The sequence below is a fragment of the Mucilaginibacter yixingensis genome (assembly GCF_041080815.1).
GTDB lineage: Bacteria > Bacteroidota > Bacteroidia > Sphingobacteriales > Sphingobacteriaceae > Mucilaginibacter > Mucilaginibacter yixingensis.
Genome location: NZ_CP160205.1, coordinates 1404096 through 1417182 on the forward strand (window position 1 = coordinate 1404096; position 13087 = coordinate 1417182).

General features: G+C 45.7%; 11 protein-coding genes. 2 read left to right on the forward strand and 9 right to left on the reverse strand.

Annotated features, from left to right (window positions below):
* Nucleotides 1-76: 76 nt before the first annotated feature.
* From ABZR88_RS05760 to ABZR88_RS05800, 9 genes are all read right to left on the reverse strand, one after another.
* Nucleotides 77-1153: a nitronate monooxygenase family protein gene (locus tag ABZR88_RS05760; RefSeq protein WP_107828368.1), complete on the reverse strand. Its 1077-nt coding sequence runs from the start codon at nucleotides 1151-1153 to the stop codon at nucleotides 77-79.
* A 12-nt stretch (nucleotides 1154-1165) separates the two neighbouring features.
* Complete coding sequence (locus ABZR88_RS05765) at nucleotides 1166-1540, reverse strand: nuclear transport factor 2 family protein (protein ID WP_107828367.1); 375 nt, start codon at nucleotides 1538-1540, stop codon at nucleotides 1166-1168.
* A gap of 268 nt (nucleotides 1541-1808) precedes the next feature.
* On the reverse strand, nucleotides 1809-2543 hold the full coding sequence (locus tag ABZR88_RS05770; protein WP_107828366.1) for an SDR family NAD(P)-dependent oxidoreductase: 735 nt from the start codon (nucleotides 2541-2543) through the stop codon (nucleotides 1809-1811).
* Between the two features lie 5 nt (nucleotides 2544-2548).
* Nucleotides 2549-2767 carry a 4-oxalocrotonate tautomerase family protein gene (locus ABZR88_RS05775; protein WP_107828365.1) on the reverse strand — a complete coding sequence of 73 codons (219 nt, stop codon included), beginning with the start codon at nucleotides 2765-2767 and terminating at the stop codon, nucleotides 2549-2551.
* Nucleotides 2768-2778: 11 nt separating this feature from the next.
* The gene (locus tag ABZR88_RS05780) at nucleotides 2779-3330 is read right to left on the reverse strand and encodes a YceI family protein (protein WP_107828364.1); all 552 of its coding nucleotides are present in this window, start codon (nucleotides 3328-3330) and stop codon (nucleotides 2779-2781) included.
* A 297-nt stretch (nucleotides 3331-3627) separates the two neighbouring features.
* Nucleotides 3628-4200, reverse strand: a complete 573-nt coding sequence (locus tag ABZR88_RS05785) for a Crp/Fnr family transcriptional regulator (protein ID WP_107828363.1) — start codon at nucleotides 4198-4200, stop codon at nucleotides 3628-3630.
* A 66-nt stretch (nucleotides 4201-4266) separates the two neighbouring features.
* Entirely contained in the window at nucleotides 4267-4665 is a 399-nt protein-coding gene (locus ABZR88_RS05790; protein ID WP_107828362.1) for a response regulator, read from the reverse strand.
* Nucleotides 4666-4931: 266 nt separating this feature from the next.
* Nucleotides 4932-7274, reverse strand: coding sequence for a TonB-dependent receptor (locus tag ABZR88_RS05795; protein WP_107828361.1), 2343 nt, complete (start codon nucleotides 7272-7274; stop codon nucleotides 4932-4934).
* 277 nt (nucleotides 7275-7551) lie between these two features.
* The gene (locus ABZR88_RS05800; protein ID WP_146166520.1) at nucleotides 7552-8127 is read right to left on the reverse strand and encodes a hypothetical protein; all 576 of its coding nucleotides are present in this window, start codon (nucleotides 8125-8127) and stop codon (nucleotides 7552-7554) included.
* A 556-nt stretch (nucleotides 8128-8683) separates the two neighbouring features.
* Between ABZR88_RS05800 and ABZR88_RS05805 the strand changes: the two genes are divergently transcribed.
* Nucleotides 8684-11449 (forward strand): TonB-dependent receptor, encoded by a 2766-nt coding sequence (locus ABZR88_RS05805; protein ID WP_107828359.1) that lies wholly within the window; start codon nucleotides 8684-8686, stop codon nucleotides 11447-11449.
* Nucleotides 11450-11497: 48 nt separating this feature from the next.
* Nucleotides 11498-13057 carry a hypothetical protein gene (locus tag ABZR88_RS05810; protein WP_107828358.1) on the forward strand — a complete coding sequence of 520 codons (1560 nt, stop codon included), beginning with the start codon at nucleotides 11498-11500 and terminating at the stop codon, nucleotides 13055-13057.
* Nucleotides 13058-13087 lie beyond the last annotated feature (30 nt).

The following is a 13087-nucleotide window of genomic DNA, read 5'->3' on the forward strand; positions in this document are numbered from 1 at the left end:
TGCTCTTTCACAAGCCTACGCATTCCTCGCAATGACAAGAGGTATAAATTATTGAACTTATTCGCATTCAAGATTATCAACTACCCATATACTGATTACTTTCTTCAATCAGCGCCTGCATCAATTCTTTAGCCTTAGTATGTTTAAGCAGCGGAGTAATCTGCCCGCCCCAAAATAGCACCATATCATGCTTTTGCTGATCGAGTGCGGCTTTGCGCAGGGGAGACATAAAAGTGGTTTGTAAGGGGAAAGGCAGGATCTGACTTTCTTTACCCACCACATCCTTAGCCATCTGGGTACTTAACCCGCGACCGAGCCTGCCGGTAAACGCCCTGGACAGCATGGTGTATTTAGCGGCCTCAGAGAACAGCGCTTTACGATGCGCCGGCAAAGCACCTGATTCATCACAAGCCAGAAACGCGGTACCCACCTGCACGGCATCGGCACCCAACATTAGCGCCGCTGCTACACCTTTGCCGGTAGCAATACCGCCTGCAGCTATAATTGGGGTTTTGATCTTCTCTTTCAATAGTTGGATCAGCACAAATGTACCCGTTGTTGATTGTTCTGTCGGAGCCATGAACGACGGCCGGTGACCGCCCGCTTCAAAGCCCGAGGCAATGATCATATCCACACCGGTGGCATCCAGCGCCAGGGCCTCATCCAGGGTGGTGGCAGCGCCTACGGTTCTGATGCCCAATCGGCGGCATTGTTCCAGCACATCTTCAGGCAGGGTGCCAAACATAAAGCTGAATACTTTGGGTTTGATATCCAGAATTACCTGTAACTGGTTCTCAAAACGGGTTTTAAACGGAGCCGGTTTTTCTGGCAGGGGGATGCCCACCTCATCAAAATAAGGCTTATAGAGTTGTTTAGCTTGTTCAAACTGCTGGTCGGTAATGATGCCGCCGGGCGCATCGGTGTCTGATACCCAAATGTTAATATTGTAAGGCTTGTCCGTAGCGGCTTTCAGCTGTTTATCTATATCATAAATCTCTTGCGCGCTCAGCGTGTAAGCGCCGTAGCCGCCCAGTCCGCCGGCGTTTGATACCGTAGCCGTCAATTCTATGGTAGAAAGACCGCCACCGAAGGGGCCCTGCATAATGGGGTAATCAATACCCAATAGTTCTGTTGCTTTTGTTTGGTACCACATGGTTTGCTAAGATTAAAGGTTTGTATCGGCTATCATTTTATTTACAATGAGCCATTTGCCATCCAGGCGATGGAAGGATAGGTACTCATGGTAAATAAAATCATACATCTGCACTTTTACTTCGGCAACGGCAATTGAATTGACCACCCTGATATCAATAATCTCCCCTTTAAATGGTTTGCCCGAATCTTTGGGACTTTGACGGTTGGCCACCCCATCAAGGTACTGGCCCAGTGTTTTATAATACGGCTGCCCTTTTACATCTCCAAATAACAGGGTGCCGGGGTGATAAATTTCAATCAGCAAACTCAAATCTCCCTCGTAGATGCCTTTGAAATAACTTTTTTCAAGCACTTGAGCTATAATGGTTTTATCTTGTGTTTCCATGGCGTTAGGTATTTGTGTCCTTCCGGTTTAGTTCAAATTTACAAACCTTAAGGGCGGTTAATATTGATTTTTGAAAGATTAATAGATTAGATCTAGCATACTCAATTTTTAAAACTTTTGTCATTGCGAGGAACGCGAAAGGTAGAGCAAGGGGTGACGAAGCAATCTCGTCGCAGGACAGATGCATGCGACGAGATTGCTTCGCGCTTGACCACGCCCACAGCCCTGCTCGCAATGACAAAATTTTTTAGTAGCTGATTAACAGGTTTTACCCCAAATGATGACCAGCGCCCATACCGCCATCAACGTTAATAATTGCACCCGATACAAAAGTGTTTTTGGCTACGGCGTAAACCATTTGGGCCACTTCATCAACCTCGCCAATACGTTTCAACAGGTGAATACCAGCAGCGGCATCGGCATGCTCACCATGCATTGGTGTACGGATGACGCCTGGTGCGATGGTATTTACACGGATATTGTCTTTCCCAAACTCTGCTGCCAATTGCAATGTCAATGCGTGGATGGCGCCCTTGCTGGATATGGGTGCAGTAGCAGGGGCGCCGCCCAGGGCATGGTAAACAAGCGGAGTGCCGATGTTAATGATGGCACCAGCATGTTGTTTTAGCATTTGCGGGATGATGGCCTGGGTGGTAAAGAAGGTGCCCTTCAAGTTGGTGTTCAGAAACTGATCAAGGTAGGCTTCGTCAACTTCAAGAAATGCCTTGTTGGCAAAGATGCCTGCATTATTGATCAATACGTCTGCCGAGCCGAACTTTTCAATTGCAGTTTTAACCAATTGCTCGCCCGTGCGTTTATCGCTTACGTTACCGGCTACCATGGCCAGGTTAGGGCCTGCACCCAGTTCCTGATAGGTTTGTTCCAGCTTTTCCGGGGTGGCTGAGTTGATAACCACGTTATCACCCTGTGCCAGGAAATAGCTGGCTACTGCTTTGCCGATGCCGCTTGAGGCGCCGGTTACTATTACTGTTTGTGCTTTCATTGTTGTTATTTCCTTTCGGCGGTAATGCCCTTTTCTCTTAGTACTGATGTTTGTTCGCCGGCGTAGCCCCAGTTATCCAATTCAATCTCCTGGATAACTACGTGGGTAAGGTGAGGATCTTTGTTCAGCACCTGGGTAACTACATCGGTTACGCCTTTAATTAATTGCTGTTTTTGCTCGCGGGTAACGCCCTCTTTGGTTACCTCAATTTTTATGTATGGCATGGCTTTAAGTTTTAGGCTAAAGCAGGTTCTGCAACTGCTTTGGCGGTGAGTTTAATATCCAGTTCAAAATCATTGTAAATCAGGGTGTCGCCCAGGTTCAAAAAGAAATTGCCCGAACGGAACTTCATGTTGTAACGTGTACGGTCAATGATGATCTTGCCGGCGGCGGTCAGGTCGCTATCATTGGCATTTACCTCGGCTGCAAAGGTGATGGGATGGGTGATGCCTTTAATAGTCAGGTTGCCGCTTAATTGGTAAGCATTTGGGGCGATAGGCTCCGCGCCGGTAATTATCAGTTTGGCTTCGGGATATTGTTCTGACGAAAAGAAATCGTCTGAAGCCAGGTGACCGGCAAATTGGGCGTTGGTAGCCGGATCTGTAACATCAAGGATGAGGATAGACGTAGTATCAACAATGACTTCGCCACCAGTTAACTGGCCGTTGCTAAAGCTGATGCTGCCGCTTTTAATGCCGATGGTTCCGTTATGTGGGCCGGTTACTTTTCTGCCCGTCCAATCGATGCTGCTCTGAGCAGTTACGATATCGAATTTTTGATTTTCCATTTCTTTTTTGCTTTGTTGTTGATACAAAGTTGCGACGGAAAACCGGGCCGGGCGTGTGACCTAGATCACATTAAAAATGAGAGGGAGGTTATATGATGTAGATCACAATTGATGTATGTTAGGCTGTATTGCGTCTTATTTTGGCCTGCGCGCACCCTTCGACAAGCTCAGGATGACAGCCTTTGCGCACTTAAAGCGTGGGGGCGTAGAGCCACATATTTGTGGCTCACCGGCGATAGTTACATCATACCTGCGGGGAGCCACAAATATGTGGCTCTACATTAAGAAAAATATATTTTACGAATGATAAAGCCTGCTCAGTGTCTCTCTTGATACACCCAAGTAAGCCGCTATCAGGTTCTTCGGGACGATGTTATAAAGTTGCGGGTACATGCGCAGCAATTCTTCATATCGGGATTTGGCATCGTTATTCATGAAAGAGAGCAGGCGCTTTTGCGAGGCTACGTAGCCTTTATTGGTACGCCAGCGGAAGAAATGTTCAACGGCGTGGATCTCGCTGCACAGTTTTTCACGATCTGCATTGTGGAGACAGAGTACCTCGGTATCGGTAATGCAATCAACATTGATGGTGGCACGAGTGTTGGCGTACAGCGCGTTGTAGTCTGACGCCCACCAGGTAGGCATGGCAAACTGCAGGATGTACATTTTAATGTCATCGTTAATATAGAACGATTTGAGGCAGCCTGTCAGTACAAAATACTCGGCATCTACCACATCGCCGGCAGTGATGATGGATTGTCCTTTTTTAAAGGATTGTGGTTTGAAATGCGAAAAAAAATAATCGAACTGATCGTCGGTTAGGCTGATGGTTTTACTGATGTGATCTCGCAGAATTTCTTTAGCGCTCATAGAACACTAAATTAAATAAATTCTTCGGCACAGAGGATTTGGAAAAGGTTGAATGCGAAGCTGACTTTAATTACAATAATCTGCGTGTAACTGCCGCAGTTTGCCGCCCGTCATAGGTTTAACCAGGTAGTTTTTTACAAACGGATAGTTCATACTTCTTTCCTGATCTAACATGCAGATTGACGATGACAGGATATGCACATCAATCTTTTTACCAATTTGTTGATAGATTAACTTTAGGCATTCCAGAAAGTCCCAACCGCTTACCTTGGGCATTTGCAGATCGAGCAAAATAATATCCGGTACGTGGGTAATATTATTCCCGTCAGTTTTAAGGGCATCCAGCAGATCCTGCGCATTTTCTATGTGCTGCATTTTCTGAAAAAGGCCCTCGCGCTCACAGATTCGCTTTACGATCAAATGATCGAGCGCATTATCATCAATCATTACAATTTGTTGCTGCATAGTAATAGCTATTAGGCAAATAGTATGCCTGAGCGTTGTGGTCTGAAGCTGATTTTGCAAGCAAGTTGTAAAATTGATTTTAATTACTAGTCAACGTCTTCAACGCAAAAACAAAAAGCCGTCCTGATTGCACAGAACGGCTTTGCGACAAGTGTGGTGCCTGTCTGGCCCGCACCAACGGCTGGGGCGCGGGTCAGCAGGACTTATCTTGCTTACAAGTTCTTATTTCAATAGCGGTACCGGTTTTTAGTCCCGCTCATATCTGTTTAAAATTTAAATGTTATGCTGGCAATCAGCTGGCGCAACTGCTGCGGATTAGCTGTGAACGATGGCGAGTAATACCGCTTGTTACCCAAATTGCTACCTGAAATGCCAAACCGCCATTTAGCCTGATCATAAAATACTGAGGCGTTAAACAACACGAATGAAGGGATGACGATGGTGTTATTCAGATCATAATAACTTTTTTCTGAATAGTTGGCACCGGCGCCAAAGCCCACATCGGCCAGTGGGTTGCCGGGCTGAAATTTGTAGCTTGCCCAAACGTTAGCCACGTTGCGCGGTGTGCCTGTTACATCTTTACCCACGCCTGATGCCGCGCGGGTATACTGGTTTTTGTTGTAAACATAACCTGCCAGCAGGTTCAGGCCCGGTGCAGGGTTAGCCGTAACGCTGGCTTCTACACCCTGACTTTTCTGTGTGCCATCCTGTAGGGCAAAATTGTTTTCATAACGGACGGAGTTATCAATATTTATCTGGTAGTAGCTTAAACTGGCCGATACCAGTCCGTGTACCACATCCAGCTTAACGCCGCCTTCTAACTGCCGGGCAAACTCTGGTTTTAGCACAACGGTGGTGCCGTCGGGTTGTACTGCCGGGCCGTTGTTGGTAAAGCCGCTCATGTAGTTGCCAAAAAGAGAGATGCGGTCTTTAATAGGCTGATAGATCAATCCAAACTTTGGCGTTACTGATGTTTGGCTGTAGCCATCGGTGCCCTGTAACTGGTAGCGGTCTACACGGGCGCTTAGCAGTACCATCAGGTTATCGGTCAGGTTAACCAGGTCAGACGCATAAGTGGCATACTGATTGACATTGTTAAGGAACATGCCGGGGGTAGATGCCTGTAGCGCTGCGTCGGCAATGGGTTTAGTTACCGGGGTGTAGGGCTTGGTGATGTCTATCAGGTCTACATCGGCAAAATCATAAGTAAAATCGGTACGGGTGTGGGTATAATCCAGTCCCCATACAAAACGGTTGCGCAGGCCGCCTATGTTGAAATCGCCGTGCAGGTTGTGTTGGATATCGCTGTTTATGGTAGTTATAGGGCCGTACAACGCAATGCTTCGGTCAATATGCGTTGCATCTGTAAAAGTAGGGTAGTACTGGTAGCTATGCTCAACACGCTCATTGTTGACCGAGATATTGGTTTGCGAGTACCAGTGCTCGTTAAACTTATAATTGGCCTGGAAATAAGTGCGGAGGGTAGAGGCCACGGCGTTCAGGTCATCATTATACAGTACAGATTTATAATCCAGCGGAATCTGGTTGATGTTTTTTACGTTGAGCGCATTAAACACCAGGTAAGGCGTTTTGGTCAGGTCTTCCTTATAAGCTTCCACATCAAATTGAAGCGTCAACTTGTCGCTGGCCTTGAAGGTAAGGCTGGGGGCGAAGGTGGTGGTATTGTTATGCCCGGTAGTAAGGAAACTTTGCTCGCGGTTAACGGCGGCGTTGGTACGCAGCAATACAGTTTTATCGGCATTAAGCGGTGTATTGATGTCAACAGTGGCTCTACTTAAGCCGAACGTCCCCATAGAGTAATTTACCTCACCTTTAAAAGTATCGAAAGGTTTTTTGGTGACCATGTTGATGGCGCCGCCATAGCTGGATACCACATTGCCGAACAGTACGGCCGATGGCCCTTTCAGTACTTCAAAATGATCGATATTAACCGGATCTACCCCCGAGCGACCAGCACCGATAAACTGTACACCATTACGTGCGGCAACTTCGGCAGTGAAACCACGTAGGGTGATACTGGTGCCGCCAGCCGGGTCTTTAGATGGTACCGCGCCAGGTACGTTAGCTAAAGCTTGCGATATGTTGACCACCTGCTGCTCTTTCATCACATCGCTGGTCACTACGCTGTAGATCTGTGGGTTTTCCAGGTTACTGAGTGGTAATTTGGCTACATCCTGACTGCCTTTGCGGGTAAATTTGTTCACCTTGCCAGATGATACCACTACTTCTTGCAGGCGTTGATTGCTTTCTGTAAGGGTAAAGTTTTCTGTAGATGTATTGCCGGAAGTAACGGTAACCTGGCGGTTCTGTGTGCCCAGCCCGGTAAAGCTGGCTACCAGGGTATAAGTGCCCGGAGCGATGTTGTTTATACTGTAATGGCCGTTTTTGCTAACGGTTGCGCCTTTGGTTGTACCTTGCAAACTGATGTTTACAAACTCGGCAGGCTTGCCGTCTGATGTTTCTACCCGGCCTTTAATGCTGCCGTTTTGTGCGAAGGCGAAGGTTGTTAAAAAGAGGAGCAGGAGGGTAGCTGAAAATTTTGTTGAAAAGAATGAAAGCGGTTTTTTACTGCATAGTAAAGAATCCATAGTTTTGATGCAATGATTAATGGGTTGAAGAATCTGTTAACATGTGCCCGGTGTGATGTTTGGCGACGGATCACCGGGCTTTTTATTGAAGAAGTGTTACATAGGCAATGCGTATTTAGCGCAAAGTAATATGTTATTTAGAATAAATCCAAATAAAAATAAATTCAGATGAAAAATGCCAGATATTGACAACCTCTGCCAAGAAATATGTTCAGCGATTTCTGAAAAAAGGGAAGAAATTAAGTGTTAAAATGAGCTGCAGTTAATAGCACCCTAATCATTTTAGAGGCCATGCACTGTAGTAACTCAGTATTTTATAGTTACCAGCAACCCTGCCAAATACAAAGCCAAATTCAGTTTCTTTACCGTTATCCTGCGTGTAGTGCATGTTTAGTTCATAGAGGGTGCTGCCTTTGTCGGTAGCCTGGCGAAGGCGTTTGTAATAATCCTCGGGTGTGGTTTTATCTATCTGAGAAAGGTTCTCATCTGTGCTGCGCGGTATTAGTTCAACGGCATCTTTAGAGAAAATAACGTCAATGTGTTTTTGTAGTTCGGGGCGATCCATCAGTCCGTCGGCGCGGTTTATATTGGTGTTGCGCAGGTCTTCATTATTCCATTGAGGGAGGGTTTGTACGGGGTAGTTAAACATGCCAGCCAGTTGCGTCAGGTTTCTTTGCTTTACCGTGTTTTTGAATACTACCAGAAACTTTCTAAACAACAACTCATCGTCTGGCATTGCTGATGCGGACGCAATACCCCTCACTGCCGGAGCCTGGTGGCTTTTGTTAGCGCTATAAGCCGACGATAGCATTGATGCCAATGCGGTGATACATATAACGGTTTTAAGATTCATCCGGTTTGTTTTCTTGTATATGGTCGGGGCTATTGCTGTTAGGCGTTTTTCTTATAAGTTAAACAGAGGGGTGTGTAAATAGTTTCAGATTAAACCCTTGCGAGAGGACTGTAGGATGTGTAAATAGTTTGACTGGAAAAGCCCTTGGCGTCATTTAAACGCGGTTAATCCTTATCGCTAGTTTAATCTTTTTGTTAAGTAAGAACCGTAAACATGCCTCGACCGGTTTATGGGCAATTTTTGATAAGCCTTAATTAAAACCCATTAACAAATTAATAAATTTTAAGCTTGTACGCTCATGTTGTCTTAATGTTTGTGGTGCTTGTGTTATCTTTTTAGTAAAAGTTAACGGTGTAAATGATGGGTAGATAACATTTGATTTAATATATGGTAACGTAATGATAATAGATTGTTTTTTGCTAAAGCATTGATGGTTAGATTTTTGAGCTAAAATCAGCTCTTGGTAAGATTAACGGTATGTAATCATTCCATTAAGGTTTTTTAGACGCTTGTTTTCGCCTGAAGTTTCGGGGCATCTTTGCCGAAAATTTAATCCATGCGGAAACCTTTACTCTGTTTATTCGTATTAATCGGTTTTTTCTTTACCGCCTCTGCTCAGTCCAACATTAATGTTAAGGGCATATTAACAGACCGCGCCACCGGCGAGCGTTTGATAGGAGCCACCGTTGCCACAACCGGCGCTGCTGCCAGCACCGGCCTGGATGGTTCATTCAGCCTTCATCTTCATAAAACGGGCAGCTATATCTTCCGCTGCAGCTATATTGGTTACCGTTCGATTGATACTACCATCAATGTTGCAGGCAACATGCGGATGGTAATTCGCCTGAACAGCGCAGCCTCTGAACTGAAAATAGTAAACATTGCCGGCCGCCGCGACCGTGAAAGCGAGGCTTCTGCTAAAACAGATGAGAAAAACGCACCGCAGGTACTTAACGTAGTATCGGCAAAAACAATCCAGCTTTCACCTGATATTATTGTGGCTAACGTGCTGCAGCGTGTTTCTGGCGTATCTATAGAACGCAGCAGCAGCGGCGATGGCCGTTATGCCATCATCCGCGGTATGAACCAGCGTTACAGCTATACCCTGGTAAACGGTATCAAAATTCCTACTACAGACCCTAAAAACCGTTACGTTCCGCTTGATATTTTCCCTGCGGAGCTGGTAGAGCGTATAGAGGTTAGCAAAACGCTTACTCCAAATATGGAAGGTGATGCTGTGGGTGGTGTAGTAAATCTGGTGATGAAAAACGCACCAGACAAACTGTATGTTAATGCAAGCTTATCAACAGGCTACAGCCAGAATCTGTTCAACACGCCTTTCAAATACTTCCCGGTAAGTGCAATTAATAAGCAATCGCCTTATATGGCAAATGGGCCGTTATACCAAGCCAAACCAAGCGATTTTACCCGCGATAACCTGAATTTTACTAACAAAAACTTTACGCCAAATACCCTGGCCAGCCTCTCTATCGGTAACCGTTTCTTTGATAAAAAACTGGGCGTGATGATAGGCGGCTCTTACCAGGATACTTACAAAGGTTATACCTCCATATTCAGCCCGGCAGACCCTGTGGACCAGACAGGTGGAGACAAGCAACTGGCTATACAAATTAAGCATGCCAATTTCCGCACTTACTCTACCCACCTAACCCGTGTGGGTCTGAACGGTAAGGTTGATTATCAGTTAGCGCCTGGCCAAAAGCTGAGTTTAAATGGTTTTTATGCTATGTTGGATGAAGCACAATCGCGCTTAACTACAGATACTATACAAACAGGTATCAACGCCCGCCCAACGGTAGGCTTAGGCCAGGTATGGTATTATGGACGATCAACCTACCAGCGTCAAACCGTGGGCAGCGCTTCCTTGCAGGGCGAACACCGCATTTTGTCAGATTTAAAATTTGACTGGACCGGTGCCTACTCAAAGGCCACTAACAATGCACCAGATTGGGCCGAATATGAATATGACGGCGGCTATTACGCAGATAGCAATAACCCTACACCTTACACTCATCCGGGTGTTTTGCAAAACTACAACCGTATCTGGGAGCGTACCAATGACCGCGACCTGTCTGGTTATGCTAATCTTGCTTACAATAATCATATCGGCGATATTCCGTTCACCATCACTGCCGGTGGCATGTATCGCGATAAAGACCGCGATAACAGCTACCAGAATTATGAATTGCGTCCGGTGCAAACGAGTTCCTCACCACAGGTATGGACCAATATTTATGATTTTCAATGGACCGTGTTCAATCCAGATGGTTCGCCGGGTAATGCCAACACTTATACCGCTACCGAAAAAATTACTGCCGGCTATGGTATGTTAAAATTCAACGTCAATAAGCTGGAAACGATAATTGGCGCAAGGGTAGAAAACACCGAGCAATCTTTTGTTACGCAGTTGCCGCCAACCATTGCAGGTAAAACCGGCAATATTTCTTATAGCGATATGATGCCGAGCGCTCACTTTAAATATGCGCTGAACGACAAAGCAAATCTGCGTTTATCATACTTCGCGTCTATTAACCGCCCATCCTTCTTTGAGTTATTGCCTGTTGGTGATGGGCACCAGGATGCTGATTTTACCGTACAAGGCAACCCTTACCTGAAACACGCCACTGCCGATAACTTTGACCTGCGTTACGAGCTTTTCCCTGGCGGTTCAGAGCAGTTATTGCTGGGCGCATTCTATAAGCATTTAAATAACGCTATTGAGTACGGTTTTACAGATAAGACCTCAGATACTTACACCCCGCAAAACTTTGGCGACGCTGTTAACTACGGCCTGGAGTTTGTGTTTGAAAAATACATCCGCAAGTTTGGTTTCCGTGCAAACTATACCTATACCAACTCCAGCATTACTACTGTAAAGAAAACAACGGTAGATGCAACGGCCGGTACCGTTAATCAAACTCGTCCGCTGCAAGGCCAGTCGGCACATGTGGCCAATGCTGCCCTGTTATATAAAGACACCAAAAACGGACTTGATCTGCAGCTGGCCTGGCAATATACCGGCTCACGCATATCGCTGGTATCGTCATATTATAATTTTGATGAGTGGCAAAAACCGCTGAGCATGTTCGACTTCTCGGCCGAGAAGAAATTTGCTAAAAGATTCTCTGTGTTTGCCAAAGTGCAAAACCTGCTCAACACTGCAGATGAGTTTTATTTCAAAAAAACGGTTGTTAACCCAGTGCCGGTATCATACCAAACTCCGGGAAGTGCTACCACGCTTTCACACCGTAACCAATATGGACAGAACTATCAGTTAGGTCTGCGCTATATCCTTAATTAAGACACACACACATACTGTATAAGTAACAAATCAAAAACAATAATTTTTATGAAAAAAACCTACCTGAAAACATGCCTGCTGGCTCTTGGAGCCTTGGTTGCCTGGTCTTCATGTAAGAAATCAAGTGAGGAGAATGTAGACATCTCTAAACCGCTAACTGTAGTTGGTAAAGCAATTTCTGATACCATTTTGCCTCAGAAAGATGCTAACGGTAACGCTATTCCGTTAAAAGGTACCATGCTGGCTGGTAAAACTTACCACATTATGGCAGACGTTTCTGTAAACGCAGGTGATACGCTGTATGTACAACCTGGTGTTAAAGTATTGATTCATGGCGATGGTAAATCGGTTGCTACTTCGCCAACCATTTACATTAACGGTACTTTTGTGAGCGACGGTTCTAAATCTGCTCCAAACTGGTTTACCGTATTCCCAACCGCTGCTACTCCCAAATCTGGTCAGGCGTTTAAAGACGATCCAACCAACGACCCTGCTTATGCAGGTTACTGGGGTGGTTTTCAGTGTAGCCCGAGCGCCAAATTGCTGGTTCTGCGTTGGACTCACGTAGAATACACCGGTGGTCCATGGGGTGCTAACGCTCCTGATTACGGTGCTAAAGCTGGTGATCCTCGTTTTGCCGTATTTATGGCTAGCGCCGCTGGTGCACCAATGGCCAGCCTGATTTTGGAAGACTCTTGGTTCTACGGTAGTAAAGACGACTGTATTGGTAAATGTCAGAACATCAACGTGTCAATTATGCGTAACGACTTTATCAAAACCGGTGGTACTGGTGGCGAAGGCGTTAACCTGAAAGACGGTTGTATTGGTGATATGGCCTACAACTTCTGTTTCGGTGGTGCTACCAACGGTCTGAAAACTGCTGGTGACGTAGGTAAATTTAACATGGTTAACATCTACAACAACACTGTAGTTCAGTGTGGTTTCCGTCAGCTGAAAGCTACCCGTAACGGTTCTATCAATACTGAAACTAACGCTGGTGGTTATATCTACAATAACATCATCGTTAACTGTAAAGCAGGTTTACGTATCTCTTACTCTTCAGAAAAAGGTAAGCCAAGTGATACTTTGAACACCAAATACAACAATAACCTTACCTGCATTGGTCGCGGTAACCCAATGGGTGGCGATCAGCAATACATGCAGTTCATTGAGCCAGGTCAGTACACCCTGAAACAGTCTAACGACTTTAATGGTTACGTTAACGGTACTATCGTTACCACTGGTGCTGCAGCAGGTACTAACGTTGGTACTAACACTGCAAGCGATTCGCTGAAATACGATCCAACGTTTGTTAACTACAACGTTGCTACCAACAGCATTGGCCGTAACTACCGTACTGCGGAGGTTCCAACCGGTTCAGATTTCCACCTGAAATCAGGTTCAATCGCTATCGGTGCAGGTGTTTACCCTGGTGGTTCTGGCAAAAACGCTATGCCAACCAAACCTTCAGCGCCTAAACTGACTCAGTATGGCATCCCAATGAAAGTTGTTGACACTAAAGCTATCTATGGTGCTACCATTACGCCTCCAAACAAAGATTTGGGTGCGTTCCCAACTGATGGCAGCGGTAACCAGCACACTTATTAATCAATAACATATCTATACCCATGCAAGGCT

Excerpts from the sequence above, each read along its gene's own strand:
- ABZR88_RS05765 (WP_107828367.1), bottom strand. The coding sequence starts at position 1,540 with ATGGAAACACAAGATAAAACCATTATAGCTCAAGTGCTTGAAAAAAGT.
- ABZR88_RS05810 (WP_107828358.1), top strand. The coding sequence starts at position 11,498 with ATGAAAAAAACCTACCTGAAAACATGCCTGCTGGCTCTTGGAGCCTTG.
- ABZR88_RS05775 (WP_107828365.1), bottom strand. The coding sequence starts at position 2,767 with ATGCCATACATAAAAATTGAGGTAACCAAAGAGGGCGTTACCCGCGAG.
- ABZR88_RS05780 (WP_107828364.1), bottom strand. The coding sequence starts at position 3,330 with ATGGAAAATCAAAAATTCGATATCGTAACTGCTCAGAGCAGCATCGAT.
- ABZR88_RS05795 (WP_107828361.1), bottom strand. The coding sequence starts at position 7,274 with ATGGATTCTTTACTATGCAGTAAAAAACCGCTTTCATTCTTTTCAACA.
- ABZR88_RS05785 (WP_107828363.1), bottom strand. The coding sequence starts at position 4,200 with ATGAGCGCTAAAGAAATTCTGCGAGATCACATCAGTAAAACCATCAGC.
- ABZR88_RS05800 (WP_146166520.1), bottom strand. The coding sequence starts at position 8,127 with ATGAATCTTAAAACCGTTATATGTATCACCGCATTGGCATCAATGCTA.
- ABZR88_RS05770 (WP_107828366.1), bottom strand. The coding sequence starts at position 2,543 with ATGAAAGCACAAACAGTAATAGTAACCGGCGCCTCAAGCGGCATCGGC.
- ABZR88_RS05760 (WP_107828368.1), bottom strand. The coding sequence starts at position 1,153 with ATGTGGTACCAAACAAAAGCAACAGAACTATTGGGTATTGATTACCCC.
- ABZR88_RS05790 (WP_107828362.1), bottom strand. The coding sequence starts at position 4,665 with ATGCAGCAACAAATTGTAATGATTGATGATAATGCGCTCGATCATTTG.
- ABZR88_RS05805 (WP_107828359.1), top strand. The coding sequence starts at position 8,684 with ATGCGGAAACCTTTACTCTGTTTATTCGTATTAATCGGTTTTTTCTTT.